The organism is Oscillibacter valericigenes (assembly GCF_016902445.1).
Taxonomy (GTDB): Bacteria; Bacillota; Clostridia; order Oscillospirales; family Oscillospiraceae; genus Oscillibacter; species Oscillibacter avistercoris.
The window spans coordinates 18991-45375 of the sequence record NZ_JACSNX010000017.1; the positions used below are offsets into that span (position 1 = coordinate 18991).

The window sequence follows — 26385 nt, forward strand, 5'->3', positions numbered from 1 at the left end:
CGTTTGCTGTTGATTGGTTCTATTATACGTCTTTGCGGGGATTTGTCAAGCGCAGAATTGCAGAGTTTTTCCCGGATCCGGCAAAGCTCAGGCCTCTTCCTCCGGGAATGGCGGTTCATCTGTACTGCCGGCGGGGGCGCTGCCCATCTGCATCTCCTGCCACTTCTCCCGGGTGATCAGCAGCTGCCGGGGCTTGGAGCCCTCGAAGGGGCCCACGATCCCCCGCTCCTCCATCTGGTCCACCAGACGTGCGGCCCGGGAGTAGCCCAGCTTCAGCCGCCGCTGCAGCATGGAGACGGAGGCCTGTCCGGTCTCCAGCACCACCTCCACGGCGGCGGGGAGCAGTTCGTCCTCTTCCTCTCCGGCCTCCGGAGCAGCCGCTCCGGCGCCCTTGCCGCCCTTCTCCTTCTCCTGCAGGGACTCCTCGATCTTGGCGATGACCTCATTGTCATAGTGGGCCTCACCGGACTGCTTCACGAACTGGACCACCTGCTCGATCTCCTCCGGGGAGATGAAGCACCCCTGGACACGGACGGGCTTGCCCTGTCCCAGAGGGGCGTAGAGCATGTCACCCTTGCCCACCAGCTTTTCTGCGCCGGTGTTGTCCAGAATGATCCGGGATTCCAGCGAAGAAGCCACGGCGAAGGCGATGCGGCTGGGGATGTTGGCCTTCATGAGGCCGGTGATCACGTCGGCGGAGGGCCGCTGGGTGGCAATCACCAGGTGGACGCCGGCGGCGCGGCCCATCTGGGCCACCCGGCAGATGGACTCCTCCACCTCCTTGGCGGCCACCAGCATCAGGTCTGCCAGCTCGTCGATGACCACCACCACGCTGGGCAGGGTCTCCAGGTCCTCGCTGGCCTTCGCCAGCTTGTTGTACTCCTCCAGCTTCTTCACGCCGTGCTCAGAGAAGGTCTTGTACCGCTTCATCATCTCGAACACCGCCCACTGCAGGGCGCCGGCGGCCTTTTTCGGGTCCGTCACCACCGGGATCAGCAGGTGGGGGATGCCGTTGTAGGGGGCCAGCTCCACCATCTTGGGGTCCACCATGATGAAGCGGACCTCATCCGGGGTGGACTTGTACAGCAGGGACACGATCAGGGAGTTGGTACACACGGACTTGCCGGAGCCGGTGGTGCCGGCGATCAGCACGTGGGGCAGACGCTCGATGTCGCCGACGATGTTCCGGCCGCCGATGTCCCGTCCCAGGGCAAAGGCCACCTTGGACTTGTGCTCCGTAAACTCCCGGGACTCGATCACGTCCCGGATCAGCACCGGCGTCACCTGCTTGTTGGGCACCTCGATGCCCACCACGGAGATCTTGTCCGGGATGGGTGCGATCCGCACGCCGGAGGCGCCCAGCGCCAGTGCGATATCATCCGCCAGATTGGTGAGCTTGCTGAGCTTCACGCCCTGGTCCAGCACGAACTCATACCGGGTGACGGAGGGGCCGTGGACCACATCGCCGGCGGTGGCGTCCACGCCGAAGCTGGTGAGGGTCTCCGCCAGACGGCGGGAGTTGTTCCGCAGCTCCGCGCCGGTCTCGGCGTAGTTTTCCGCCCGGCTCTGCTTCAGCAGCGTGATGGGCGGGAACTGATAGGCGCTCTCCTCCGCCGCCATCTTCTCCTCGATCTCCGCCGTCACGGCGGCGGTCTGTGCCGCCACCTCCCGGGCCACGGCCTTTTTCCCCTGCGCAGGGGCGGCTGCGGGCGTGGGCTCTTCAGCAGGGTTCTCCGCTGCCGGCATCGGCGCCGGGGCAGCTGCCCTGGCGCGGACAGGCTCCGCTGCGGGCGCCGCGGGGGCCGGCTCCGGCTCCCTGTCGGAGAGCACCTGGTCCGGTGTCTTCATCTTGTCGGACCGATGGCGGAAAAAGCCGGTGAATCGGCCTGGATCCTCTTCCGGCGGGGCAGCCAGCTCCTCGCTGTCCAGGGGGATGTCGATGGCGGGCTTCGCCTGCCGCTCAGTCCGCCGCCGGGGCGGCTCCGCGGGAGTGATATGGATGGCCGGGGCAGGCTCCGGCTCTTCCTCGTACTCCGGGCGGTTCCGCACCATCTCCAGGATGGCGGACGGGGTCACCCTGAAGGCAGCCAGCAGTTCTCCGGCCAGCAGAAGGGCAAAGAGCACGATGGAAACATATTTGGAGACCGTTACGACCGCTGCCTCCGCCAGCAGGCCGGAGACTGCCCCGCCTGCCTTCAGGGCGATGCCGCTGGTCCAGAGGCTCTTGAGGACTCCCTCGCCGCTCAGGGGATACGTCCCGCCGGCGAAGATGGTGTGGAACAGAGCGCCCGCGGTCAGGGGCAGCAGCAGAGCACCGGCAGTCCGCAGCGCCACCGGGCGCCCCCGATGCAGCAGCAGGATCCCTCCCGCCAGCAGCATGGCAGGGCCCGCCAGCCAGTATCCATAGCCGAACAATCCCTTCAAAAGCTCCGCCAGCAGATCGATGAGGATGGCCTGCACGCCGCAGTAGCTCACCAGCACACACAGGGCCAGCACCAGCAGGACCGCGCCCCCCACCTCCCGGCGGATAGGGCGCTTCTGGGGCTGCTTGCTCTTTGCCGTGCGGGAGCCGGATCGGCTGCCGCTCTTTTTCGTTGTCGTTTTCTTCTGCGTTGAGGATGCCATGCTTCTCTCCTTCGTGGCTCCAATCTCCCTTGTTCACTGCCGGGGCAGCGCCTCAGCCCGCAAACCCATAAGTTCGAGTGACCGTGGCCTCTTCCGTGCGGATGGACGGCGGGCCAAAGGCAAGTTATCCCAGCACCAGCGTCAGCGCCAGCACGATCAGGCCCGCCGCCCAGCAATAATAGGCGAACCATCCGAACTTGCCTTTGTCGGCGATCATCTTCAGCAGGCGGATGCAGGCGTAGCCCACCACGGCGGCCACCGCCACGCCCACCAGGTACACGGGGATCTCCGATACGATAATGGTGTTTTCCGTGATCGCGTCCTTCAGTGTCAGGATGTTCGCCCCCAGAATGGCGGGGATGGACATCAGAAAGGAAAACCGCACGGCGAATTTCCGGTCAAACCCCACAAAACAGCCGGCGGTGATGGTGGTGCCGGAGCGGGAGATTCCGGGGCAGGTGGCGATGGCCTGGGCCACGCCCACCAAAAAGACGTCCAGCAGTCTGGCGCTCCGCTCCGCCTTGCGGCCCTTCTTCACCCGGTCGCTGGCAAACAGCAGGAAGCCTGTCACGATCAGCGCGCCTGCCACAAAATAGATGTTGCCGGACAGGCCCTCGATCCAGTCCTTGATGGGCAGCACGGCGAACAGCGGCACCGTGGCCACAATGATCAGCAGGATCAGCCGCCGGGCCGGGGGCATGGGTGTGGGCGTGGTGCCATGGGCCAGATCCCGGACTCCGTCGATCAGCTCAACGATCATCTCCCGGATGTCCTTCCAATAAGCCACGAACACCGCAACCAGGGTGCCCAGATGCAGCAGGACATCAAAAAAATCCGGCGTCGCCGGGACGCCCGCCTGGCCCAGGAAGTGCTCCGCAATGGCCAGATGGCCGGAGCTGGAGATGGGCAGAAACTCTGCCAGGCCCTGGATCAGGCCCAGCAGGATGGATGACAGCAAAGACAATGGGTTCAATCCTCCAGTCGTTTAAAATCGGACATACATGTTTGAGTATATCACGGTCAGGCGGAAAATTCCAGTCATATTTCCGGGAAAGCCGCGGCGGGGGCAAAAACAGACCGGTCCCTGTGACCGGTCTGTTCTCCTGTATTCCGCCAGCGGCTCACACCTCTTCCAGCGCCTCCAGCGCGGCTCTGGCCGCCGCCTGTTCCGCCTCTTTTTTGCTGTGGCCGGTGCCGGTGCCCACCGGCTGGCCGTTGAGCTGCACCTCCGCCTGGAAGGTCTTGTCATGATCCGGCCCCGCCTCGCCGATCATATGGTAGGTGAGCACCTGATCCGCCTGGCGCTGGACCAGCTCCTGCAGAGCGGTCTTGTAGTCCCGGCGGCGCTCCTCCACCACCTCTTCCTTCTCGGCATCCAGCAGGCAGCGGTGGATCAGGGCGGAGGCGCTCTCGATCCCACCGTCCAGATACACGGCGGCAAACACCGCCTCTGTGGCGTCCGCCAGGATGGAGATCCGCTCCCGGCCGCCGCCGGCCTCCTCGCCGCGGCCCAGCTTCAGATACTGGCCCAGGCCCAGCTTCCGCGCCACCTCATACAGGCTCTGCTCGCACACCAGGGCCGCCCGGATGCGGGTCAGGTCCCCCTCCGGCAGATCCGGGTGCTGGCGGAAGAGGAATTCCGCCGTCACAAAGCCCAGCACGGAATCCCCCAGGAACTCCAGCCGCTCGTTGCTGCGCAGCCCGGCAGCCCGGTGCTCGTTGGCGTAGGAGCTGTGGTTCAGCGCCTCCTCCAGCAGGGCCGGGTCCCGGAAGCTGTAGTTCAGTTTTTTCTCCAGATCCTGCATATCGTCCACTCCCAAAAGGAAACCCCGCTCACCGCGGGGCGTTCCTGCATGTTATCCGTTCAGCTTGGCCGCCACGTAATTCACGGCGTCTCCCACGGTCTTGATGGCCTTGACCTCGTCCTCCTGCGTCATTCCCAGTTCGAACTCCTCTTCCATGGCCATGACCAGCTCCACCAGATCCACGGAATCGGCGCCCAGGTCATCTTCAAAGGATGTCTCCAGCGTCACCTCGTCCGGCGCCAGGCCAAACTGCTCGGACACCAGATCCTTCATCGTCTGAAAAATTTCCTCATTTGACATGTCGTTCACCCCTCAAGGAAAAATGGCTCTGTGCCTTGATGGGGTAATCATACGGCATCCCCATGGCGGTGTCAATAGGAAATCAATTTTTTTCCGCTGCCGGCTGGACCCGCATATGCTCAATGTTGGCCTGGATGTCGGCGATGAATCCGCTCTCGGCATATTCCTTGGCCCGCAGCACCGCGTTTTCAATGGCCCGGGCATCTGAACTGCCGTGGGCCTTGATCACCGGCTTCTGGATGCCCAGGAAGGGCGTGCCGCCCACCTCACTGGGGTCCATCAGCTTCTTCATCCTGCCCAGATCCCCCTTCACCAGGCCGGCGGCCAGCTTGGTCTTGGCGCTGGAGAGGAAGACCGCCTTCAGCTCCTTCAGGATAAACTTTCCCAGGCCCTCCATGGACTTGAGGACCACGTTCCCGGTAAAGCCGTCGGTGACGATCACGTCGGCGGCGCCCAGCATGGCGTCGTTGGCCTCCACATTGCCGATAAAGCAGATGCGGCCGGCGTCTCCCGCCTCTTTCAGCAGGGCAAATGCCTCATGGCGCAGGGTGTCGCCCTTCTCCTCCTCCGCGCCGATGTTCAGCAGGCCCACCCGGGGCTTTCCGATGCCCATGACCCGCTGGGCATAGTAGCTGCCCAGGTACGCGAACTGGAGCAGATACTCCGGCGTGCACTCGGCGTTGGCGCCGCAGTCGCACAGCACCGCCCGTCCTCCGGCAGTGGGGATCTGAGGGCCCATGGCGGCCCGGCGGATGCCCCGGATGCGCTTGACCACCAGGGTGGCGCCGGAGAGCAGGGCCCCGGTGGACCCGGCGGAGACGAAGGCGTCGCCCGCCCCGTCCTTCAGCAGGTTCAGCCCCACGGTCAGGGAGGAGTTGGGCTTCAGCTTGAAGGCCATGGCGGGGTCGTCGGCGATCTCCACCACCTCCGCGGCATCCTTGATCTCCACTCCTGCCGGCAGGCTCTTTTCGCCGCAGGCCTCCACGGCCTTCAGCACCTCCGCCGTCCGGCCCACCAGAATGATCTCCACTCCGTGGTCCCGGTTGGCGGCCAGGGCGCCCCGGACGATCTCCAGCGGGGCGTTGTCCCCGCCCATTGCGTCTACGATGATCTTCATGCTTCCCGCACCTCCTGCTTGATTTGGTCGATGATGGCCAGCGAACGGGCCGACAGCTCCGCGTTCTTGTTCCGCTTCCCCTTCACCCGGTGGTCCAGCGGCGGCATGATGCCGAAGTTGATGTTCATAGGCTGGAACACCGTGACGGAGGGATTGGACACATACAGCCCCAGGGCGCCGATGGCGGTCTCCCGGGGAAAGTCGATGGGCGGCTTGCCCTGCAGGCGCCGGGCGGTCTCCACCCCCACCAGGAAGCCGGAGGCGGCGGACTCCACGTACCCCTCCACGCCGGTCATCTGTCCGGCAAAGGAGAAGCGGGGCTGGCTTTGCAGCCGGTAGTACCGGTCCAGCAGCCGGGGGGAGTTCAGAAACGTATTCCGGTGCATGACCCCGTAGCGGAGGAACTCCGCGTCGTGGAGGGCGGGGATCATGGAGAACACCCGCCGCTGCTCCGGGAATTTCAGATGGGTCTGGAAGCCCACCAGGTTGTACACGGTGCCGTCGGCGTTGTCCCGCCGCAGCTGCACCACGGCGTAGGGCTCCTTCCCCGTGCGGGGGTCCTTGAGGCCCCGGGGTTTTAAGGGGCCGTAGCACAGCGTGTCGTGGCCCCGGCGGGCCATGACCTCCACCGGCATGCAGCCCTCGAACACCATCTTGTCCTCAAAGCCGTGGACCGGCGCCTCCTGGGCACAGGTCAGCTCCTTCCAGAAGGCGTCGTACTCCTCCTCCGTCATGGGGCAGTTGACGTAGTCCGCCGTGCCCCGGTCGTACCGGGAGCCGAACCAGGCCTTGTCCATGTCCACGCTCTCGGCGGTGACCAGGGGTGCCGCCGCGTCGTAGAAGTGCAGCGCCGTATCCGCCCCCAGCAGAGCCTGGAGCCGCTCCGCCAGGGCGTCAGAGGTCAGGGGGCCGGAGGCGATGACCACCTCCCCCTCCGGGATCTCGGTGACCTCCCCCGGCACCACGGTGATGCGGGGATGGCTGCGGATCTGCTCCGTGACCATGCGGGCGAAGCCGTGGCGGTCCACCGCCAGAGCGCCGCCGGCCTCCACCCGGGTGGCGTCGGCGCACTGGAGGATCAGGGAGCCCAGCCGCCGCAGCTCTTCTTTCAGGAGGCCCACGGCGTTTTCCAGCTGGTCGCTCCGCAGGGAGTTGGAGCAGCACAGCTCCGCGAAATATTCGGTCTCATGGGCGGGGGTCTTTTTCTCCGGCTTCATCTCCCGGAGGGTGACGTCGATGCCCCGCTGGGCCAGCTGCCAAGCGGCCTCTGATCCGGCCAGGCCGGCGCCGATGACTGTTACATGCATAGTTTGGATCCTTTATCTATCGTTGGTTGATGGGGGGCGTCCCATGGGACGGGGAGTTTGCTGGATACACCCGACAGTGGGTGTGGTGGGGCCGCCGAACGGCGGCCAGGGGGATTCCTGCTCCCGCAGGGGGCCGTTTCCACGGGGGATGCGCCCCCCATTCTCTTTTTGGTCTTGCCCAAAAAGAGAACGCGCCGCGCCCGGTGTAAGAGAAAAAGGCGCTTTGGCCGCAACTTTGCACGTGCGTGCAAAGTTGCTGTACGGGGGTCGGCGTGAGAGGGTGCCTGCGTGTTTGCGAGGACTGGACTACGGGCGCGGCGGGGCGCGGTGCAGACTTGGTGGTTGATTCCCGCGGCGCGGTGCATCTTGGGTCGGGGTGCAAGGACGCATTTGACCCGTTCCTCTTTCCGCGCGTTCCGCTTCGCTACGCGCTGCCCTGGCGGGCGTAGGAGCTGCTGCATTGGCCCATGCTGCAACTTTCATCAACCACCGGCCAGCGGCAGCGAAAAGAGAAGCAACTCAATGCGATGACCACCCCGACGAGGTCGGCACCATCCGCCACGGGACGGCAGTATCGACCTGGCAGAAGGCCCAGGCGTGCCCGAAGGCCAGGCAAAATCGGAGCAGGCACCGATACGCCGACCCCCGTCGCGCTCGGAGGGCCACTGCACCGGAGCGCGCCTAGCGCCCTTTTCTTTTGGACCGTGCACGGCCCGTTTTCTTTTCGGGCAAGACCGAAAAGAAAATGGGGGGTGCATCCTGGCTGGACAAGCCCCCCTGCGGGAGCAGAGACCCGGTGGCCGCCGTCCGGCGGCCCGTATCACCTTAACCCCTCTGGTCGCTGCGTCCCAGTAGATAATCGGTAGTAACGCCGAAGTAGTCCGCCATTTTCATCAACCCCGGTACATCGGGGTAATGCCCACCGCCCTCATAATTCTGATATTGGCGGGAACCGACCTCAAAGATGGCGGCCATCTGCACTTGTGTTTTGCCAGACTCTTTGCGCAGCTGTCGAATCCGTTGTGCAAAAGTTTCCATGCTTTACCTCTTGACTTGTAATTAAATTTCGTGTATATTGAAAACACGAAATTAAATTACGATATCGGAGATGATAAATTATGACCGACCCTCTGGACATTCTCTTCGAGGACCTCCTGGACCACCTGGACGAAAACCTCCCCAGCGCCTGCTGGCCGCTCTGCCAGCAGGAAAGCCGCCTGGAGAACGCCCTCCTGGCCTCCCTGACCCCGGAACAGGTCGAACTGCTGGAGGCCTATCAGGCCGCCGCGTGGCGCCATACAAAGCAGGAAGAGCGCTTTCTCTTCCGCTCCGGCTTCCGCCTGGCCCGGGAGCTGTCACTCCTCCCCGGCGGGCTTCTTCGCCTTTGACGCCACTGTCTTTTTGGCAGCGGCCTTTTTTGTCGTGGTCTTGGACACCGTTTTGGCCGTGGTCTCCTTCTTGGCCGTCGTCTTCTTTGCGGCGGTCTTGGACGCTGCCGGCTTCTTGGCGGCGGTCTTTTTTGCGGTGGTCTTGGCGGTGCCCGCCTTCTTGGCCGCGGCAGCCCGCTTGGCGGGCTTTTTCTCCGCCGTCGGCTCTGCGGCCGCGGCCTCCGCGTCCTCGGCGCTGTCCGCCGTCTTCTTCCGGGGATAGCCCCGCTTCTCCTCCGGCAGGAAATTGGAGCACTCCGGATTGATGCAGAAGGGCTTCTTGAAGCCCCGGCCCGCCTTCTTGAACATGGTGTGGCCGCAGACCGGGCAGTCGTCCTTCACCGGCACGTCCCAGGTCATGAAGTCGCACTTCTGGGACTCGTCCTTGCTGTTGACGTGCTCACAGCAGTAGTAGGTGTACTGCTTGCCGGTCTTTTTGCTGTTGCCGGTGCGCTTCATCAGCCGCCCGCCGCACTTGGGGCAGCGGCCCGGCATCTCCACCACCAGAGGCATGGTGAAGGAGCACTCCGGATATCCCGGGCAGGCCAGGAAGCGGCCGAACCGGCCGGACTTCACCACCAGGTTCCGTCCGCACTCCGGGCAGATCTCCTCGCTGACCTCGTCGGGCACTTTGATGCGGGTGCCGTCCAGGGCCTTCTCCGCATCCTGCAGGTCCTGGGCGAAGTCGCCGTAGAACTCCCGCAGCACGTCCTTCCAGGCAGTTTTCCCCTCCTCCACGGAGTCCAGCCGCTGCTCCATGTTGGCGGTGAACTTCAGGTCCGCGATGTCGGAGAACCGCTCCTTCATCAAAGCGGTCACCACCCGGCCCAGGTTGGTGATGTGGAGGTACTTGCCCTCCTTCACCACATACTCCCGGTCCAGGATGGTGGACACGGTGGGGGCGTAGGTGGAGGGCCGGCCGATGCCCTGCTCCTCCATGGCCCGGATCAGCGTGGCGTCGGTGTAGTGGGCCGGGGGCTGGGTGAAATGCTGCTCCCGGTCAAAGCCCTTCAATGTCAGGGGCTCCCCCTCCCGCAGAGCGGGCAGGGGAGATTCCTTCTCCTCTTTCTCCTCGTCCTTGCCCTCCTCATACACGGCGGTGTAGCCGGAGAACTTCAGGCTGGAGGAGCTGGCCCGGAAGCTGTGGCCCGCCGCCTCGATCTCCACGGCCACGCTGTCGTACACGGCATTGGCCATCTGGCTGGCCAGGAACCGGCTCCACACCAGGCGGTAAAGGCGGTACTGCTCACTGGTCAGGTCCTTTTTCAGCATCTCCGGCGTCCAGTTGACGTTGCTGGGGCGGATGGCCTCGTGGGCGTCCTGGGCGTTGGCCTTGGCCTTGTAGCGGTGGGTCTGGGCATAGCTGTCGCCGTAGCGGCCCACGATGAAGGTCTTGGCGGCAGCCAGGGCCTCCTCGCTGATCCGCAGGGAGTCGGTACGCATATAGGTGATGAGGCCCACGGTGCCCTCGCCCTCGATGTCCACGCCCTCGTACAGCTGCTGGGCGATGGCCATGGTCCGCCGGGGCGTCATGGCCAGCTTGCGGGATGCCTCCTGCTGCATGGTGGAGGTAGTGAAGGGCGGAGAGGGGCTGCGCTGCTTGTCCGTGCGCTTCACGGTCTTGACGGAGAAGGGGGCCTGCTCCGTCTCCCGGACCACGGCGTCCACGTCCTCCGCCGACTTCAGCTCCGCCTTCTTGCCGTCCTTCCCATGATAGCGGGCGGCGAAGGGGAGCTTTTTCACATCGTCGCCAGTCAGGCTGGCGTCCAGGGTCCAGTACTCCTCGGGCTTGAACTCCTCGATCTCCCGGTCCCGGTCGTCCACCATCCGGGTGGCCACGGACTGGACCCGCCCGGCGGACAGGCCCCGGCGGATCTTCTTCCACAGCAGGGGCGAGAGCTCATAGCCCACGATCCGGTCCAGGATGCGCCGGGCCTGCTGGGCGTCCACCAGCTTCTGGTCGATGTCCCGGGGCTCCTGGATGCTCTCCTGGACCACCTTTTTCGTGATCTCGTTGAAGGTGACCCGCCGGGTCTTCTCGTCCGGCAGGTCCAGCAGCTGCTTCAGGTGCCAGGAGATGGCCTCCCCCTCCCGGTCCGGGTCGGTGGCAAGGTAGACCATGTCCGCGCCCTTGGCGGACTTCTTCAGGTCGGCGATGATGTCCTCCTTGCCCTTGATGGGCTTGTAGACCGGCTCGAAGTCGTGCTCCAGGTCCACGCCCAGGGTGCTCTTGGGCAGGTCCCGCAGGTGGCCCATGCAGGCCTTCACGGTAAAATCCTTGCCCAGGTATTTTCCGATGGTTTTGGCCTTCGCGGGAGACTCCACGATGACCAGGCTGTGTTTTGCCATAGTTACCTCCAGGCGCCCGGGATCGGGCGCGTGTTTATTCCGTCAAATTCACCGCGCGGGCATACCGCTTGCCGCTGTGCTGGGTCACCAGATGCTCGATCTCCAGCACCGTCAAAGCCGACAATACCCGCCGGGTGGGGATGTCCGTCAGCTCGATCAGATCGTCCACCAGCATGGGCTCCTCCGTCAGGGCCCGCAGCAGGCAGATCTGGTCGTCCGTCAGGCTGTAGTCGTTGTGGGAAAGGCTCACCGACGGGGGCACGGGCTTGGGCTCCGTCTTCTGCCGGGCCTGGTAGCCCAGCACGGCCGGCGTCTCCCTGGCTCCCTCCCGGCGCAGCTTGTCCGGGAACCGGGGCTCGTATTCCCCCAGGATGTCCCAGGCGTCGGACACCAGCCCGGCGCCGTCCCGGATCAGGCGGTTGCAGCCCACGCTGGCGGGAGCGTCGATGGGACCGGGGACGGCGAACACGTCCCGCCCCTGCTCCAGGGCGGTGCCCGCCGTGATGAGGGCGCCGCTGCGCGCCGGTGCCTCCACCACCAGAGTGCCCAGGCACAGGCCGGACATGATGCGGTTGCGCACCGGGAAGTGCTTCGCCTCCGGCGGCGTGCCCGGCGGGTACTCGCTGATCAGCGCGCCGGCGGCCGCCACGTCCTCATATAGATATTGATTTTCCGGGGGATAGACCACATCCAGGCCGTTGCCCAGCACCGCCGTCACGGTGCCGCCTGCCCGGAGGGCGCCCCGCAGGGCCGCGGAGTCCACGCCCCGGGCCAGGCCGCTGACCACCACGGCCCCGCCGGCGGCCAGGCCGTAGCCCAGCTTTTCCGCGCAGGAGACGCCGTAGGGCGTGCAGTCCCGGGTGCCCACCACGGCGATGGACGCCTCGTCGTCAAAGGCCGGCAGGCGGCCCCGGACGTACAGCAGGCAGGGCGGGTCGTAGATGTTCCGCAGCCGGTTGGGATATCCCGCGTCCTGGATGGTGAGGAGGTCCAGGTCCAGCCGCTGGCAGTCCGCCAGGATCCGGTCCGCGCCGGAGCAGTCCTTATCCTCCAGCAGCTTCGCCTGCTCCCGGGTGATGCCCTCGGTCAGCAGCACCTCCTCCGGGTCGGCGTAGTACACGTCCTCCGGCGTGGGGAAATGGCGCAGCAGCGCCAGCCGGGTCTGGTTCGTCAGCCCCGGCAGCTCCGTCAGCCACAGCCAGTATTTCAGCGCGGACATGGGCACTCCCTCCTCAGTCGTCTCTCGCCGCCTCCCACAGCAGCACGGCCGCCGCCGCGGCGGCGTTCAGGGACTCGCAGTGGTCGCTCATGGGAATCTTCACTGTCAGATCACAGGCCTCCAGCACTTCCGCCGAAAGGCCCTTGCCCTCGCTGCCGATGGCCACGGCGCAGCGGGCGAAGTCCGCCCGCCGCACGTCCACCGTGTCCGCCCGGAGGGCGGCGCCGTACAGGGGCAGGCCGCTCTTCGTCAGCAGGCCCCGCAGCACAGACAGCGTACAGGCCCACACCGGGCAGCGGAACACCGCCCCCATGGAGGCCCGGACGGTCTTTGGATTGTACAGGTCCGCGCAGGCGTTCACCAGGAACAGCCCGTCGGCGTGGAAGGCGTCCGCCGTCCGCAGGATCGTCCCCACGTTCCCCGGGTCCTGGACCCCGTCCAGCACCGCGTACCGGCGGCCCTCCAGCGTCTCCGGAAGGGCCTGGTCCGGCAGGCCGCAGACGGCGAGGACGCCCTGAGGCGTCTGGGCCGGGGAGATCGACTTCATCAGGTCCGGCGGCACCTGGACGCAGCGCACCGCCTCCGGCAGCACCGGCAGGGCAGACGGATCCGTGCACACCACGGTGTGGAGGTCCGCCCCCCAGAGCAATGCCTCCTCCAGCAGCTTGGGGCTGTCGCAGAGGAACTCCCCGCAGCTGCGGCGATAAGAAGCGGAGGCCGCCAGCTTCCGGAGGTGGGTACACAGCGGATTGGTCCGGCTGGTGATGGTCTCCATAAGCGGTGCCTCCTCTCCTGTGGTCATTTCCCGGCGGAAGGATTTCCAAAAGCTCCCATCCGGTCCGATACAGAAACAAGTATAGCATATGCTTCCAAAGCGTGCAAGTCAACGACTTTTTTGCGCAGCCGCCGATTTTTCTGATCACGGAGCGGCATCCGGCAGGACAGCCCGCCGGCGGCATATCGGATCCGCCCATGTCCAAAAGCAGAGCCGCCGGCTTTGCCAGCGGCTCTGCTCTCTCATCAGCAAGGGGAGGATATCACAGCGGCCAGGCCACTCTCTCCCACAGTCTCACAGGAAATGGAAAGAAGCGTCAGTCCAGGGGCTTCATCGTGGGGAAGAGGATGACCTCCCGGATGGTGTCGGAGTTGGTCAGCAGCATGACGCAGCGGTCGATGCCGATGCCGAGGCCTCCCGTGGGCGGCAGGCCGTACTCCAGGGCGTTGATATAGTCCTCGTCCATCATGCCGGCCTCGCTGTCGCCCTTGGCCCGCAGCTCCACCTGCTTCTGGAAGCGCTGCTTCTGGTCGATGGGGTCGTTCAGCTCGGAGAAGGCATTGCCCATCTCGCTGCGGCAGATGAACAGCTCGAACCGCTCCGTCAGGCGGGGGTCCTTGGGGGACCGCTTGGCCAGGGGGCTCACGTCCACCGGGTGCATGGTGATGAAGGTGGGCTGCACCAGCTTCTCCTCCACCTTCTGGTCAAAGGTCTCATACAGGGCGTTGCCCCAGGTGGGGTCCGCCGTCTCCGGCAGCTCCACACCAATGGCCTTGGCGGCGGCCACCGCCTCCTCGTCAGAGGAGATGGCCATGAAGTCGATGCCGGTGTACTGCTTTACGGCCTCATGCATGGTCAGGCGGGGCCAGCCGGGGGTCAGGTCGATCTGCTCCCCCTGCCACTCCAGCTGATAGGTGCCCAGGATCTTCTGGGCGGCGGAGGACAGCAGGTCCTCAAACAGGTCCATCATGCCGTTGAAGTCCGTGTAGGCTTGGTACAGCTCCACGGTGGTGAACTCCGGGTTGTGCTTGGGGTCCATGCCCTCGTTGCGGAAGATGCGGCCGATCTCGTACACCCGGTCCAGACCGCCCACGATCAGCCGCTTCAGGGGCAGCTCCGTGGCGATGCGCATATACATATCGATGTCCAGGGTGTTGTGGTGGGTGATGAAGGGCCGGGCCGTGGCGCCGCCGGAGATGGTGTTCAGCACCGGCGTCTCCACCTCCATATAGCCCCGCCCGTCCAGGAAGTCCCGGACGTGCTTGATGAACCTGGACCGGATGATGAAGTTGCGCTTCACCTCCGGGTTCACGATCAGGTCCACATACCGCTGGCGGTACCGCAGCTCCCGGTCCTGCAGGCCATGGAACTTCTCCGGCAGGGGCAGCAGCGCCTTGCTCAGCAGGGTGATGTTCCTGGCCCGGACGCTCATCTCGCCCCGCTGGGTGCGGAACACCTCGCCCTCGACGCCCACGATGTCGCCGATGTCGAACTTCTTGAACTTCTTGTAGACCGCCTCGTCCATCTCGTCCTGGCGGGCGTACAGCTGGATGCGGCCGTCCCGGTCCTGAAGGTCGCAGAAGCTGACCTTGCCCATGCCCCGCTTGCTCATCAGGCGGCCGGCCACCTTCACGGCCTTGCCCTCCATCTCGTCAAAGTGCTCCTTGATCTGGGCGGAGGTGGCATCCCAGTCGAACCGGGTCTCCTGGAAGGGATCCTCGCCCGCGGCCTGGAGGGCCGCCAGCTTCTCCCGCCGGACCCGGCGCTGCTCGCTGAGCTCCTGCTCCGGCTGCTGGGTCGTCTTCTGTTCAGACATGTCCGCTCTCCTTTACCGCTCGATCTTCTGCACCGTGTAGACGATGGCGCCGCTGGGGGCCTCTACGGTAACAGTGTCCCCCTCCTTGGCGCCGATCAGGGCCTTGCCGAAGGGAGACTCCTCGGAAATGATGCCGTTCATGGGATCAGACTCCTGGGAGCCCACGATCCGGTAGGCGGGCATGGTGTTGCCGTTCTTGTCCGCCACCGTCACCTTGCAGCCGATAGTCACCACATTGGTGGGGGCGTTGCTCTCGTCCACGATCACCACATGCTGCAGGATCTCCTCCAGCTCGGCAATGCGGGAGTACAGCTTGCCCTGCTCATTCTTGGCCTCGTCGTACTCGCTGTTCTCGCTCAGGTCGCCGAAGCCGCGGGCCACCTTAATCTGCTCCGCCACTTCATCGGACCGGGTGGTCTTCAGATAGTTCAGTTCCTCCTGCAGCTCCTGGGCGCGGGCTGCGCTCATCTTGTACTCTCTTTCCATGTGGACTGTATCTCTCCTATCCTTCGGCAGGGCGGCATGGCCGCTCCTGCACATAATGATGCTATATTATCATAGAGTAGTATTATAGTGTGTCGATCCCCGAATGTCAAGCGCCGTCCTCCGCTCCCGGATAAATTTCCGGAGGCGGCGGCTCCGGCGGGCCTCATCCTCCCGCGGGGCTGCCCACCGTGATCTGCCCGGGCCGCAGGATGCCGCCCTCCACCATGGCCGCCAGCAGCTGCGGCCGGCTGCAGCCAGCGGGCATCTGGTCCTCCAGTGCCGGCGGCAGCAGCAGGGGCGGCAGCGCCGCCGTCTCGTCGTACAGGGGCAGGACCACCGGGTTTTTCCGCCGCAGGTCCGTCCGGGGGGCAAACAGGATCAGCACGTCAGCCTCCTCCAGCTGCGCCCGGGACGGGACGGTCAGCAGGGAGACGCCGTACTCCCGCCGCAGCTGATTCGCCAGGGCCTCGGCGCCGTAGGGCACATCCACCCATACATAGCGATGCCCCAGGGCCAGCTCCGTCACGGTCCGCACCAGCTCTCCGGAGAGCTGGTCCCCCGCCACCGCCACCCGAGCGCTGCCAGGAAGGCCGCGGGCCGCCATGCCCGCCCGGGCCAGGTCCGCCGCCAGAGCACGCCGCAGGGGCACGGTGGCCACCGGCGTCACGCCGCCCTTCTCCAGCTGCTTCCCATAGGTGAACGCCTCCGGCACTACCAGCCGGCCGGTGCCGGCCTTCCGCAGCCGTCTGGCGGCGGTCAGCACCCGCCGCCGCACCACAGCCTCCGGTGTCCGGGGGCCCTTTGCTACCGCCGCCCAGGCCACCCGCATGTGGAACAGGCTCCGCATCTCCACTGTCACGCTCTTTTGTCGAATTCCCCCGGCAGGCGGGGTCCAGGTCAGCACACCGATCATAAAATCACTCCCGCCCCATCCTACGGGGCGGGAGCGGTTTTTATGTTTCCATTAAGCGGAAGAAGAGAGGGTGTAACCCGTCAGATAGCCCATCTTGGGCTCCGCACCGTCGTTCAGCGGATTCACCCGGACGCCGTTTTCCGTCACCTCAAAGTGCAGATGCGGTCCGGTGGAGTTGCCGGTGGAGCCGGTGATGCCGATCACATCTCCCTGGTTCACATACTGGCCCACTTCCACCTTCCGGCTGGACATATGGGCGTACAGCGTGGTGTTTCCGCTGCCGTGGGAGATGACCACGTAGTTTCCATAGGAACTGCTGTACTGGGACACGATGACCGTACCCGACTTGGAGGCATAGATGGGACTGGTGTAGCCCACCCGGCCGATATCCGTGCCCTTGTGGTTGGTGGAGCCGATGCCGCCTGGAGACGCCCGGCCGCCCACGGTGGAGGTGATGTACCGGCTGTCCACCGGCCAGATGTACCCGCCGGGGTTGGACTCCGTAGACTGGCCGTTGGCCGCCTGCTGGGCCACCAGCTGGTCGCTGAGGCGCTGGGCCTCTGCCCACAGGGCGTCCTGCTCCGCCTCCAGATCCGCCAGGGCGGACTCTGTCTCGCTCTCGTTGGCGGACAGCTGCTGGATGACCGCATTGGCCTCACTGCGCTGGGTGTTCAGTTCGCTCTGCTTGCTGACCAGTTCCGCCTTGGCGGCCTCGCTCTCGGTCTTGCTGGTCTCCAGAGTGGTCTTTTTCTCCTCGATCTCCGTCTGCAGGGCCTTCAGATCGTCGATGATGCCCTGATCGTACTTCATAATCTCATTGATGGCGTCCAGACGCCCCAGCAGATCCGTGAAGCTGCTGGCCCGGAACAGCACTGCCCAGTAGCTGACCTCGTCCTGCTTCTCCATCTCCCGGACCCGGCTGCAGAACAGCTCGTACTGGGCCTCCTCCTGTTCCTCGGCCTCCGCCAATTCTGCCTCCGTCTGGGTGATGAGGGCGGTGTACTGGTCGATCTGCGCCTGTGTATTGGCGATCTGGGCCTCGGTATTGGCGATCTGCTGATCCAGCAGCTGCTTGCGGGCCACCGCCTGGCTCTTGTCATCTGCCAGCTCGTCCAGCTTTGCCTGGAGCTCTTCTTTCTCTGCGTCCAGGCTGTTGGCCTCGTCCTTCAGCTCGTTCACGTCTGCCCAGGTGACGGCCGCCGCCGGGGCCAGGCTGGCGCCTGTCATGGCCAGCACCAGTGCCGCTGCAAACACAGCGCGGCAGAGGCGGCGGAATCCCTTGCCTGTTCTTTTTTTCATCGCCTTCACCTCACACCTGCAGGAATTTCCGAATGGCGGAGAGGCTGCCTCCCACGCCGATGATGATGCCTGCCAGGGCGAACACCGCCGCCACCGGCGCCCACAGCTCCGAGAAGGGAAGCACCCGGATCAGCTGCAGCGTGTCATTGCTGTCCACGCCCCGGGCCACTGCCGCGTACAGCGCCCACTGGAGGAAGAACGCGATCACCGCGCCCAGCAGGCCCAGCATGAACCCCTCGTACACAAAGGGCCAGCGGATGAAGCCGTTGGTGGCGCCCACCATCCGCATGATGGCGATCTCCTCCCGCCGGTCAAAGGTGGTGAGCTTGATGGTGTTGGAGATGATGAACACCGAAACCACGAACAAAATGGCGATCAGCGCCACGCACACCACCGTGGCCACGTTCCGCACGGTGACGAAGCCCCCGGCGATCTCCTCATAGTGGCTGACGTCGGAGATCCCGGTGAGGGCCTGCACCGCCTCCACGGTCTCGCTCTGCTCCTCCAGATCCACCAGCTTGATGGCGTACCGGTCCTCCAGGATCTCCGGGTCCAGGTCCTGAATCAGCTCCTCGTCCGGATACTGGGCCTTGAAGTCCTCCATGGCCTCTTCTTTTGAGATGAAGGTGACAGAGGCCACATTGGGTATGGCCTCCAGCCTGGACTGGAGGGCCCGGGCCTGGGCATCGGTGTAGCTGTCGTCCACATAGGCCAGGATCTCGTTTTCCTGCTCCAGATTTTTCAAAAGCTCATTGGCATTCACCGCCACCAGGGTAAAGGTCCCCATGATCAGAAGGCAGGCCACGGTGATGCCGATGGCGGCAAAGGACATGAACCCGTGGCTGAACATGTTGCTGAGGCCCTCGTGGAAAAAATAGCGGAAATCGTGATGTTTAGCCATGGATGCGTCCTCCCACATAGCCGCCCACGCTGTCGTTGATGACGTGGCCGGAATCGATGGTGACCACCCGCTTGCCGAAGCGGTCCACCAGATCCTTCTCGTGGGTCACCACCACCACGGTGGTGCCCAGCTCGTTGATCTTCACCAGCAGGCTCATCAGCTCCAGGGACCGCTCCGGGTCCAGGTTTCCGGTGGGCTCATCGGCGATGATGGTATTGGGATTGTTCACCAGAGCCCGGGCAATGGCCACCCGCTGCTGCTCGCCGCCGGAGAGCTCCGTGGGATAGCTGCCTGCCTTCTCCGCCAGGCCCACCAGCTCCAGCACATAGGGGATGCGCTTGCGGATCTCCTTGGGGCTGGCGCCCACGGCCCGCATGACGAAGGCCAGATTGTCATAGACCGTCTTTTTTTCGATCAGCCGGAAGTCCTGGAAAATGACCCCCAGTGTGCGGCGCATCAGGGGGATCTGCTTTTCCGAGATATTGCTGACGGAAAAGCCGTTGATCATGATGCGCCCGGCGCAGGGCTCCACCTCGCCGGTCAGCAGCTTGATGATGGTGGACTTTCCGGACCCGGAGGGGCCCACCAGAAACACGAACTCCCCGTCCTCAATGGTCAGGGAGATCCCCTTGATGGCGCGGGTCCCGTTATCGTATTCCATCTCGACGTCTTTTAATCGAATCATGTCTGTACCTCGTGATCCAGCAATACTTCTATCCTATACACGCCGGGCACAGGGAAATCGTTCCCCGCCAGTCGACATAATGTAAGAGCTTTTTTCATTATATCTGGTTTTCCGCCGCAATGCAACCGCCTTTTTGAAATCTTCCCCGGCTCATTCCAAATTCCGTCCTGCGCCGTGCTGTCTCCGCCGGGCACAGAAAAAGCCCCGGCCGGGCAATCCCGGCCGGGGCCTCTGGAACACGATGGATTCAGGAGTCGATCCCCCGGGAGGTCAGGTACTTCTTGACCATCAGGGCCACCTTGAAGGTGATGGCATCATCGAACTCCCGCAGGTCCAGACCCGTCAGCTTCTTGATCTTCTCCAGCCGGTACACCAGGGTGTTCCGGTGAACGAACAGCTTCCGGGCGGTCTCGGACACGTTCAGGTTGTTCTCAAAGAACTTGTGGATGGTGAACAGCGTCTCCTTGTCCAGGGCGTCGATGGGGTTCTTCTTGAAGACTTCCTGCAGGAACATCTCGCACAGCGTGGTGGGCAGCTGATAGATCAGCCGGCCGATGCCCAGGTTCTCGTAGTTGATGACGTACTTCTCCGTATCGAAGACCTTGCCCACCTCGATGGCGATCTGGGCCTCCTTATAGCTCTTGGCCAGGTCCCGCAGGTGGGTGGCCACCGTGCCGATGCCCACCACCACCGTGGGCTCGCCGCCGGAGCGCAGTGCCTCCTCGATGGTGGAGGCGATCTTGTTCAGGTCCTTGATGCCGGTCCCCTCCGGCATCTGCCGGATCAGGACCACATCCCCCTCGCCGATGCTGAGGACAAAGTCGTTCTGCCGGTCCGGGAACAGGGACTGGATCACGTCCGTGGGGACGGACTCTCCCTTCTTCAGGGTGCGGACCACGAACACGCCCCGGGGCACGTCCGCCACCACCCGCAGCTCCTTGGCCCGCACATAGATGTCCCCCAGCATGATGTTGTCGGAGATGATGTCCTTGATAAAGGACCCCCGGTCATGTTTTTCCTCATAATAGGCCTTGGCCGCGTTCAGCGCCACAGTGGCCATGGCGCAGACCGTCCGGCTGATCTCGTTGTCCCCGAAGGCAAAGGCTGCATAGTCAAACTGCGCGCCCCAGCCGTTCAGCGCCTTGAAGGTCTTGCCGTCCGATGCCACGATGGCGCCGCCGGCGGCATTGATGACCGGAACATGCTCCGCCCACCGCTGGCCGATCATCGCCAGTTCGCTGCAGGCGATCACGATGCCCTCGCCGTCAATGACACCCACCGTCCGGTCCGTATTTTCCTTGAGCTGCAGCACCACATTTTGAAAAATTCTTCCAGACATGGTCGTTCTCCTCCTCAAATATCACGCGTGGGGGCGTTGTGCAAATTGTCAATGGCTATATTATATCGTCAAATTTGACAAAATGCAAGATGTTTTTTCTTTTTTCAACAAAAAACATCTGCCTTTTTTGGGCAACATTTGAGTTTTCTGCCCCGATTATCAGAAATTCCGCAGTTCCTCCAGCTCTGTTTCCGTCAAATATCGGTACTCTCCCGGGGCAAGGGTTGGATCTAGCGTCAAATTGCCCATTTTGACCCGCTTGAGGTAGCGGACCGGCGCACCCCTGGCCGCCAGCATCCGTTTCACCTGGTGGAATTTGCCCTCCCGGAGCGTCACCAGCACCTCGCTGCCCGCAGGTCCGGCGGAGAGGACCTCCAGCCCCGCAGGCTGGCACACCAGCCCGTCTCCCAGGGTCATGCCCGCGGCAAAGGCCCTGGAATCCTCCTCGTCCAGCGTCCCGTCTGTACGGGCATAGTAGACCTTGTCCACATGGTGCCGGGGAGACAGCAGGTCATGGGCCAGGCCCCCCTCATTGGTCAGCAGCAGCAGGCCCTCGGTATCCTTATCCAGCCGGCCCACCGGGAACAGGCCCTGGCGCCGGAGTTCCGGCGCCAGCAGATCCAGCACGGTCTCCCCGCGGCCGTCCTCCGTGGCAGACAGCACCCCGGCGGGCTTGTGGAGCATCAGCCAGGTAAAACGGCGGTAGCACAGCCGCTCCCCGTTCACAAGGATCTCCGCGGACTCCGGGTCCACCTTGTCCTCCGGCGCCCGGGCGGGCACGCCGTCCACCAGGACCCGGCCCTGCCGGATCAGCTGCCGGACCTCCCGCCGGGAGTACCGGCCCCCTGCGGCGATGATCTTATCCAGCCGCGCTTTCTCCATATCGTTCCCTCCGCCTGCGATTTCTTCTGCTCTATCCTATCATAAATCCGGAAAAAAATGAATAGGAAGATGCAGGAGGGATTTGATATGCTGATCTGGACCGCACGGATTTCCAAAAAGACAAAGGCCGTACTGGCCGTGATCCTGGCCGGCATTCTGCTTGCTGCTGTGATCCTGCTGGCCGGGCGCTCCGGTGCAGGCGGCACGGCTTCGGAATGGCGGCTTGCCACCAACACGGACCGCGTCGCCTATCTGGAATCTCTGGGCTGGCAGGTGGAGGAGGAGCCGGTGGAGACGCTGCAGTTCCTGCTGCCGGAAAAGCTGGAGGAGCCCTATCTCACCTACAACGAACTGCAGGATTCCCAAGGCTTCGACCTCTCCGGCTGCTGTGGGAAGCAGGTGGCCCGCTACACCTATACCGTTATCAACTATCCCGGGCGGCCGGAGGGGGTGCAGGCCAATCTCTATGTCTGCGAGGAGCAGCCGGTGGCCGGCGACATCCTCTGCGCCGGAGCCGACGGGTTCCAGGACACTCTGGTCTATCCGGACCAGGAGGAATGAGCCCCTCCCGGACGCGGGGCCGCCGGCCGGAGCGAAAAAAAGGACTGCCGCAGTGCGGCAGTCCTTTTCGCTTATGAGAACGATCAGTCAGCGATGATGTCAGTGACAGCGCCGGAACCCACGGTACGGCCACCCTCACGGATAGCGAAACGCAGGCCCTTCTCAATGGCGATGGGGGTGATCAGCTCCACGCTCATCTCGACGTTATCGCCGGGCATGCACATCTCAGTGCCCTCGGGCAGAGTGATGACGCCGGTCACGTCGGTGGTGCGGAAGTAGAACTGAGGACGATAGTTGTTGAAGAAGGGGGTGTGACGGCCGCCCTCGTCCTTGGTCAGCACGTAGACCTGGCCCTTGAACTTGGTGTGGGGATGAATGGAGCCGGGCTTGGCCAGAACCTGGCCGCGCTCCACGCCGTTGCGGTCCACGCCGCGCAGCAGGGCGCCGATGTTGTCGCCGGCCTCAGCGTAGTCCAGCAGCTTGTGGAACATCTCGATGCCGGTGACGACGGTCTTCTTCTTCTCGTCGCTCAGGCCGACGATCTCGACTTCCTCGCTCAGCTTCAGGACACCGCGCTCCACACGGCCGGTGGCCACGGTGCCGCGGCCGGAGATGGTGAACACGTCCTCGACGGGCATCAGGAAGGGCAGGTCGTCGTTACGGGCGGGAGTGGGGATATAGTCGTCAACAGCGTCCATCAGCTCCTTGATGCAGGCATACTCGGGAGCATTGGGATCGTTGGACTCGGAGATCAGGGCGTTCAGAGCAGAGCCCTTGATGATGGGGATGTCGTCGCCGGGGAACTCGTACTTGCTCAGCAGCTCGCGGACTTCCATCTCCACCAGCTCCAGCAGCTCGGGGTCGTCCACCTGATCGCACTTGTTCAGGAACACGACGATGGCGGGCACGCCCACCTGACGGGCCAGCAGGATGTGCTCACGGGTCTGAGCCATGGGGCCGTCAGTGGCGGCGATGACCAGGATGGCACCGTCCATCTGAGCAGCGCCGGTGATCATGTTCTTGATATAGTCGGCGTGGCCCGGGCAGTCCACGTGGGCATAGTGACGCTTGTCGGTCTCATACTCCACGTGAGCGGTGTTGATGGTGATGCCGCGCTCCTTCTCCTCGGGGGCCTTGTCGATGGAGTCATAAGCCTCGAACTGAGCCTTGCCCTGCAGAGACAGCCACTTGGTGATGGCGGCGGTCAGCGTGGTCTTGCCATGGTCGACGTGACCAATGGTGCCGATGTTAACATGGGGCTTGGTTCTTTCAAATTTCTGCTTAGCCATTTGAAAATCCTCCTGTCAATTTTCAAAATCTGTTGTTGCAATGCGAATTTTCTCAGCATTGCTTATTTTACAGTATTATGCAGGGAAAATCAATCCCTTTTTCCTCAGCCGTTGGACTTCGTGCGGGTCTCCACGATCTTATCCCGGATATTCTTCGGAATCTCCACGTAGTGGCTGGGCTCCATGGTGTACTGGCCGCGGCCCTGGGTGCGGGAGCGCAGGTCCGTGGCGTAGCCGAACATCTCGGCCAGAGGCACATGGGCGTCGATCTGCTGGGCGCCGGGACGGGCCTCCAGCTGGATGATCTGGCCGCGGCGGCTGTTCAGGTCGCCGATGACGTCGCCCATATACTCATCGGGCACGATGACGCAGACCTTCATGATGGGCTCCAGCAGCGTGGGATCGGCCTTGCGGCAGGCCTCCTTGAAGGCCATGGAGCCGGCGATCTTGAACGCCATTTCGGAGGAGTCCACCTCGTGATAGGAGCCGTCGTACAGGGTGACCTTCACGTCCACCACGGGGAAGCCGGCCACCACGCCGGCGTTCATGGCGCCCTGGATACCGGCGTCGACAGCCGGGATATACTCCTTGGGGATGGCGCCGCCCACGATGGCGTTGACAAACTCGTAGCCCTTGCCGGACTCGTTGGGCTCCACATGGATCTTGACATGGCCGTACTGGCCCTTGCCGCCGGACTGGCGGGCATACTTGGTGTCCTGATCCACAGCCTTCTTGATGGTCTCCTTGTAGGCGACCTGGGGGGCGCCCACGTTGGCCTCCACCTTGAACTCGCGCAGCAGGCGGTCCACGATGATCTCCAGGTGCAGCTCGCCCATGCCGGCGATGATGGTCTGACCCGTCTCCTCGTCGGTGTAGGTCTTGAAGGTGGGGTCCTCCTCGGCCAGCTTGATCAGGCCCATGGTCATCTTCTCCTGGCCGGCCTTGGTCTTGGGCTCGATGGCCACGCGGATGACGGGCTCGGGGAACTCCATGGACTCCAGGATGATGGGTGCCTTTTCATCGCACAGGGTGTCACCGGTGGTGGTGTTCTTCAGACCCACAGCGGCCTCGATATCGCCGGAGAAGACCTCCTCGATATCCTCCCGGTGGTTGGCGTGCATCTGCAGGATCCGGCCGATGCGCTCCTTGACGTTCTTGGTGCTGTTCAGCACGGAGGAACCGGTGGTCAGATGGCCGGAATAGACGCGGAAGAAGCTCAGACGGCCCACATAGGGGTCAGTCATGATCTTGAACGCCAGGGCGGAGAAGGGGGCGTTGTCGTCCGCGGGACGCTCGTCCTCCTCGTCGGTCTTGGGGTTCACGCCCTTGATGGGCGGGATGTCCACGGGAGAGGGCATATAGTCCACGATGGCATCCAGCAGCTTCTGCACGCCCTTGTTCTTGTAGGACGTACCGCAGGTGACGGGCACCATCTCATTGGCGATGGTGGCCTTGCGGATGGCCGCCCGGATCTTTGCCTGGGGGACCTCCTCACCGGACAGATACGCCTCCATGATGGACTCGTCCACCATGGACACGGCGTCCATCAGCTTCTCCCGGTACTCGTTGGCCAGATCCATCATATCCGCGGGGATGGGCTCCACGCGCATGTCCTTGCCCAGATCGTCGTAGTAGACGTCAGCGTCCATCTCGATCAGGTCGATGATGCCCTTGAAGGTATCCTCGCTGCCGATGGGGAGCTGGATGGGCACGGCGTTGCACTTCAGGCGCTCCTCGATCATGCGGAGCACGTTGTAGAAGTCAGCGCCCATGATGTCCATCTTGTTGACGTAGATCATCCGGGGAACATGGTAGTTGTCGGCCTGACGCCACACAGTCTCAGACTGGGGCTCCACGCCGCCCTTGGCGCACAGCACGGTGACAGAGCCGTCCAGCACGCGCAGGGAACGCTCCACCTCTACGGTGAAGTCCACGTGGCCCGGCGTGTCGATGATGTTGATCCGGGTGGGCTTGAACTGGTTCTTGGAACCAGACCAGTAGCAGGTAGTGGCTGCGGACGTGATGGTGATGCCGCGCTCCTGCTCCTGGGCCATCCAGTCCATGGTGGCAGTGCCGTCATGGGTCTCACCGATCTTATAGTTCACACCGGTGTAGAACAAGATGCGCTCAGTGGTCGTCGTCTTGCCCGCGTCGATGTGAGCCATAATGCCGATATTGCGGGTATTTTCAAGCGGTGTTTTTCTCGGCATACTGAATCTCCTAACTTACCAGCGGAAATGGGCGAACGCCTTGTTGGCCTCAGCCGCCTTGTGGACTTCCTCACGCTTCTTCACGGCGCTGCCGGTGTTGTTGGCAGCGTCCATCAGCTCACCAGCCAGGCGCTCTGCCATGGTGCGCTCGCTGCGGGAGCGGGCGTAGGTGGTCAGCCAGCGCAGACCCAGGGTCGTGCGGCGGGCAGGACGGACCTCCATGGGGACCTGATAGGTGGCGCCGCCCACGCGGCGGGCCTTGACTTCCAGGCTGGGCATGATATTCTCCATAGCCTGGTTGAACACTTCGATGGGGTCTTTCTCGGTCTTCTCCTTGATCTGGTCGAATGCACCGTAGACCACCTTCTGGGCCACGCCCTTCTTGCCATCCAGCATGACGCTGTTGATCAGCCGGGTGACCAGGACGGAGCCGTAAACGGGATCCGGCAGGATCTCTCTCTTGGGAACATTACCTCTTCTGGGCACTATGCTTCCCTCCTTCATAATGATTCTATGATCTCATAGGTACTCAAAAGGCGTATTTCAGCCTTCCGTGAATGCCTGCCAAAGAGGTCGTCCCGGCGGCCCGGGGGCCGCCATCTATATAAACCTGTTCGGCAAAGCTTTCAGTTTGCAGACTTACTTCTGCTTGGGCCGCTTGGCGCCGTACTTGGAACGGCCCTGCATACGGCCGGAGACGCCCTGGGTATCCAGCGTACCGCGGATGATGTGGTAACGGACACCGGGGAGGTCCTTGACACGGCCACCGCGGATCATGACGACGGAGTGCTCCTGCAGGGAGTGGCCCACGCCGGGAATGTAAGCGGTGACTTCGTAGCCGTTGGTCAGACGCACACGGGCGATCTTACGCAGGGCGGAGTTGGGCTTCTTGGGGGTCGCGGTTCTCACGGCGGTGCACACGCCTCTCTTCTGGGGAGAAGGCAGATCGGTTGTCTTGTTCTTCAGGGTGTTCAGACCAAACTGCAGAGCGGGAGAAGTGGACTTGTAGGAAGCCTGTTCTCTTCCTTTACGGACCAGCTGGTTAAAAGTAGGCATTCGGTGTATTTCTCCTTTCTTTCA

24 protein-coding genes are annotated in these 26385 nt (G+C 63.6%); 2 read left to right on the forward strand and 22 right to left on the reverse strand.

Annotation, left to right across the window (positions count from 1 at the left end; all coding sequences use genetic code 11):
- Positions 1 to 87 precede the first annotated feature (87 nt).
- The 7 genes from H9X91_RS10330 to H9X91_RS10360 form a co-directional block, all read right to left on the reverse strand.
- On the reverse strand, positions 88 to 2625 hold the full coding sequence (locus tag H9X91_RS10330) for an FtsK/SpoIIIE family DNA translocase (RefSeq protein ID WP_204804850.1): 2538 nt from the start codon (positions 2623 to 2625) through the stop codon (positions 88 to 90).
- Between the two features lie 124 nt (positions 2626 to 2749).
- Positions 2750 to 3589 (reverse strand): undecaprenyl-diphosphate phosphatase, encoded by an 840-nt coding sequence (locus tag H9X91_RS10335; protein ID WP_204804851.1) that lies wholly within the window; start codon positions 3587 to 3589, stop codon positions 2750 to 2752.
- A 157-nt stretch (positions 3590 to 3746) separates the two neighbouring features.
- The gene (rnc, locus tag H9X91_RS10340) at positions 3747 to 4430 is read right to left on the reverse strand and encodes a ribonuclease III (RefSeq protein WP_204804852.1); all 684 of its coding nucleotides are present in this window, start codon (positions 4428 to 4430) and stop codon (positions 3747 to 3749) included.
- A 51-nt stretch (positions 4431 to 4481) separates the two neighbouring features.
- Entirely contained in the window at positions 4482 to 4730 is a 249-nt protein-coding gene (gene acpP, locus H9X91_RS10345; protein ID WP_204804853.1) for an acyl carrier protein, read from the reverse strand.
- Between the two features lie 82 nt (positions 4731 to 4812).
- Positions 4813 to 5847 carry a phosphate acyltransferase PlsX gene (plsX, locus tag H9X91_RS10350; protein WP_204804854.1) on the reverse strand — a complete coding sequence of 345 codons (1035 nt, stop codon included), beginning with the start codon at positions 5845 to 5847 and terminating at the stop codon, positions 4813 to 4815.
- Positions 5844 to 7154, reverse strand: coding sequence for a methylenetetrahydrofolate--tRNA-(uracil(54)-C(5))-methyltransferase (FADH(2)-oxidizing) TrmFO (gene trmFO, locus H9X91_RS10355; protein WP_204804856.1), 1311 nt, complete (start codon positions 7152 to 7154; stop codon positions 5844 to 5846). Before trmFO ends, plsX begins: the two co-directional genes overlap by 4 nt.
- Positions 7155 to 7979: 825 nt before the next feature.
- On the reverse strand, positions 7980 to 8192 hold the full coding sequence (locus H9X91_RS10360; protein WP_204804859.1) for a helix-turn-helix domain-containing protein: 213 nt from the start codon (positions 8190 to 8192) through the stop codon (positions 7980 to 7982).
- Between the two features lie 80 nt (positions 8193 to 8272).
- Between H9X91_RS10360 and H9X91_RS10365 the strand changes: the two genes are divergently transcribed.
- Positions 8273 to 8542, forward strand: a complete 270-nt coding sequence (locus H9X91_RS10365; protein WP_204804861.1) for a hypothetical protein — start codon at positions 8273 to 8275, stop codon at positions 8540 to 8542.
- On the opposite strand, the gene topA is transcribed toward H9X91_RS10365, so the two are convergent.
- The 11 genes from topA to H9X91_RS10420 form a co-directional block, all read right to left on the reverse strand.
- Complete coding sequence (gene topA / locus H9X91_RS10370; protein WP_204804863.1) at positions 8510 to 10930, reverse strand: type I DNA topoisomerase; 2421 nt, start codon at positions 10928 to 10930, stop codon at positions 8510 to 8512. The genes H9X91_RS10365 and topA overlap by 33 nt on opposite strands.
- A gap of 34 nt (positions 10931 to 10964) precedes the next feature.
- Positions 10965 to 12149, reverse strand: a complete 1185-nt coding sequence (gene dprA, locus H9X91_RS10375) for a DNA-processing protein DprA (RefSeq protein WP_204804865.1) — start codon at positions 12147 to 12149, stop codon at positions 10965 to 10967.
- Between the two features lie 13 nt (positions 12150 to 12162).
- A complete protein-coding gene (locus H9X91_RS10380; protein ID WP_204804867.1) occupies positions 12163 to 12924 on the reverse strand; it encodes a TrmH family RNA methyltransferase in 762 nt (253 codons plus the stop codon).
- Between the two features lie 316 nt (positions 12925 to 13240).
- Positions 13241 to 14740, reverse strand: coding sequence for a lysine--tRNA ligase (gene lysS, locus H9X91_RS10385; RefSeq protein ID WP_204804869.1), 1500 nt, complete (start codon positions 14738 to 14740; stop codon positions 13241 to 13243).
- Between the two features lie 12 nt (positions 14741 to 14752).
- Positions 14753 to 15226, reverse strand: coding sequence for a transcription elongation factor GreA (greA, locus tag H9X91_RS10390; protein WP_204804871.1), 474 nt, complete (start codon positions 15224 to 15226; stop codon positions 14753 to 14755).
- Positions 15227 to 15389: 163 nt separating this feature from the next.
- Positions 15390 to 16139: a hypothetical protein gene (locus H9X91_RS10395; protein WP_204804873.1), complete on the reverse strand. Its 750-nt coding sequence runs from the start codon at positions 16137 to 16139 to the stop codon at positions 15390 to 15392.
- A gap of 51 nt (positions 16140 to 16190) precedes the next feature.
- Positions 16191 to 17438 (reverse strand): murein hydrolase activator EnvC family protein, encoded by a 1248-nt coding sequence (locus tag H9X91_RS10400; protein WP_204804875.1) that lies wholly within the window; start codon positions 17436 to 17438, stop codon positions 16191 to 16193.
- A 10-nt stretch (positions 17439 to 17448) separates the two neighbouring features.
- Entirely contained in the window at positions 17449 to 18339 is an 891-nt protein-coding gene (gene ftsX / locus H9X91_RS10405; protein WP_204804877.1) for a permease-like cell division protein FtsX, read from the reverse strand.
- On the reverse strand, positions 18332 to 19024 hold the full coding sequence (ftsE, locus tag H9X91_RS10410) for a cell division ATP-binding protein FtsE (protein ID WP_204804880.1): 693 nt from the start codon (positions 19022 to 19024) through the stop codon (positions 18332 to 18334). Before ftsE ends, ftsX begins: the two co-directional genes overlap by 8 nt.
- A 247-nt stretch (positions 19025 to 19271) precedes the next feature.
- On the reverse strand, positions 19272 to 20363 hold the full coding sequence (locus tag H9X91_RS10415; protein WP_204804881.1) for a PucR family transcriptional regulator: 1092 nt from the start codon (positions 20361 to 20363) through the stop codon (positions 19272 to 19274).
- A 159-nt stretch (positions 20364 to 20522) separates the two neighbouring features.
- Positions 20523 to 21245 (reverse strand): pseudouridine synthase, encoded by a 723-nt coding sequence (locus H9X91_RS10420; protein ID WP_204804882.1) that lies wholly within the window; start codon positions 21243 to 21245, stop codon positions 20523 to 20525.
- Positions 21246 to 21332: 87 nt separating this feature from the next.
- On the opposite strand from H9X91_RS10420, the gene H9X91_RS10425 reads away from it, so the two are divergent.
- Complete coding sequence (locus tag H9X91_RS10425; RefSeq protein ID WP_204804883.1) at positions 21333 to 21806, forward strand: DUF4830 domain-containing protein; 474 nt, start codon at positions 21333 to 21335, stop codon at positions 21804 to 21806.
- A gap of 83 nt (positions 21807 to 21889) precedes the next feature.
- On the opposite strand, the gene tuf is transcribed toward H9X91_RS10425, so the two are convergent.
- From tuf to rpsL, 4 genes are all read right to left on the reverse strand, one after another.
- A complete protein-coding gene (tuf, locus tag H9X91_RS10430; protein WP_204804884.1) occupies positions 21890 to 23095 on the reverse strand; it encodes an elongation factor Tu in 1206 nt (401 codons plus the stop codon).
- Between the two features lie 104 nt (positions 23096 to 23199).
- Positions 23200 to 25305, reverse strand: a complete 2106-nt coding sequence (fusA, locus tag H9X91_RS10435; protein WP_204804885.1) for an elongation factor G — start codon at positions 25303 to 25305, stop codon at positions 23200 to 23202.
- Positions 25306 to 25320: 15 nt separating this feature from the next.
- Positions 25321 to 25791: a 30S ribosomal protein S7 gene (gene rpsG / locus H9X91_RS10440; RefSeq protein ID WP_204804886.1), complete on the reverse strand. Its 471-nt coding sequence runs from the start codon at positions 25789 to 25791 to the stop codon at positions 25321 to 25323.
- Positions 25792 to 25944: 153 nt separating this feature from the next.
- On the reverse strand, positions 25945 to 26361 hold the full coding sequence (rpsL, locus tag H9X91_RS10445; RefSeq protein ID WP_204804888.1) for a 30S ribosomal protein S12: 417 nt from the start codon (positions 26359 to 26361) through the stop codon (positions 25945 to 25947).
- Positions 26362 to 26385 lie beyond the last annotated feature (24 nt).

Bases quoted from the DNA above. Each gene is read 5' to 3' on its own strand.
- H9X91_RS10330 (WP_204804850.1), bottom strand. From the start codon at position 2,625: ATGGCATCCTCAACGCAGAAGAAAACGACAACGAAAAAGAGCGGCAGC.
- rnc (WP_204804852.1), bottom strand. From the start codon at position 4,430: ATGCAGGATCTGGAGAAAAAACTGAACTACAGCTTCCGGGACCCGGCC.
- acpP (WP_204804853.1), bottom strand. From the start codon at position 4,730: ATGTCAAATGAGGAAATTTTTCAGACGATGAAGGATCTGGTGTCCGAG.
- plsX (WP_204804854.1), bottom strand. From the start codon at position 5,847: ATGAAGATCATCGTAGACGCAATGGGCGGGGACAACGCCCCGCTGGAG.
- trmFO (WP_204804856.1), bottom strand. From the start codon at position 7,154: ATGCATGTAACAGTCATCGGCGCCGGCCTGGCCGGATCAGAGGCCGCT.
- H9X91_RS10360 (WP_204804859.1), bottom strand. From the start codon at position 8,192: ATGGAAACTTTTGCACAACGGATTCGACAGCTGCGCAAAGAGTCTGGC.
- H9X91_RS10365 (WP_204804861.1), top strand. From the start codon at position 8,273: ATGACCGACCCTCTGGACATTCTCTTCGAGGACCTCCTGGACCACCTG.
- topA (WP_204804863.1), bottom strand. From the start codon at position 10,930: ATGGCAAAACACAGCCTGGTCATCGTGGAGTCTCCCGCGAAGGCCAAA.
- dprA (WP_204804865.1), bottom strand. From the start codon at position 12,149: ATGTCCGCGCTGAAATACTGGCTGTGGCTGACGGAGCTGCCGGGGCTG.
- H9X91_RS10380 (WP_204804867.1), bottom strand. From the start codon at position 12,924: ATGGAGACCATCACCAGCCGGACCAATCCGCTGTGTACCCACCTCCGG.
- lysS (WP_204804869.1), bottom strand. From the start codon at position 14,740: ATGTCTGAACAGAAGACGACCCAGCAGCCGGAGCAGGAGCTCAGCGAG.
- greA (WP_204804871.1), bottom strand. From the start codon at position 15,226: ATGGAAAGAGAGTACAAGATGAGCGCAGCCCGCGCCCAGGAGCTGCAG.
- H9X91_RS10395 (WP_204804873.1), bottom strand. From the start codon at position 16,139: ATGATCGGTGTGCTGACCTGGACCCCGCCTGCCGGGGGAATTCGACAA.
- H9X91_RS10400 (WP_204804875.1), bottom strand. From the start codon at position 17,438: ATGAAAAAAAGAACAGGCAAGGGATTCCGCCGCCTCTGCCGCGCTGTG.
- ftsX (WP_204804877.1), bottom strand. From the start codon at position 18,339: ATGGCTAAACATCACGATTTCCGCTATTTTTTCCACGAGGGCCTCAGC.
- ftsE (WP_204804880.1), bottom strand. From the start codon at position 19,024: ATGATTCGATTAAAAGACGTCGAGATGGAATACGATAACGGGACCCGC.
- H9X91_RS10415 (WP_204804881.1), bottom strand. From the start codon at position 20,363: ATGTCTGGAAGAATTTTTCAAAATGTGGTGCTGCAGCTCAAGGAAAAT.
- H9X91_RS10420 (WP_204804882.1), bottom strand. From the start codon at position 21,245: ATGGAGAAAGCGCGGCTGGATAAGATCATCGCCGCAGGGGGCCGGTAC.
- H9X91_RS10425 (WP_204804883.1), top strand. From the start codon at position 21,333: ATGCTGATCTGGACCGCACGGATTTCCAAAAAGACAAAGGCCGTACTG.
- tuf (WP_204804884.1), bottom strand. From the start codon at position 23,095: ATGGCTAAGCAGAAATTTGAAAGAACCAAGCCCCATGTTAACATCGGC.
- fusA (WP_204804885.1), bottom strand. From the start codon at position 25,305: ATGCCGAGAAAAACACCGCTTGAAAATACCCGCAATATCGGCATTATG.
- rpsL (WP_204804888.1), bottom strand. From the start codon at position 26,361: ATGCCTACTTTTAACCAGCTGGTCCGTAAAGGAAGAGAACAGGCTTCC.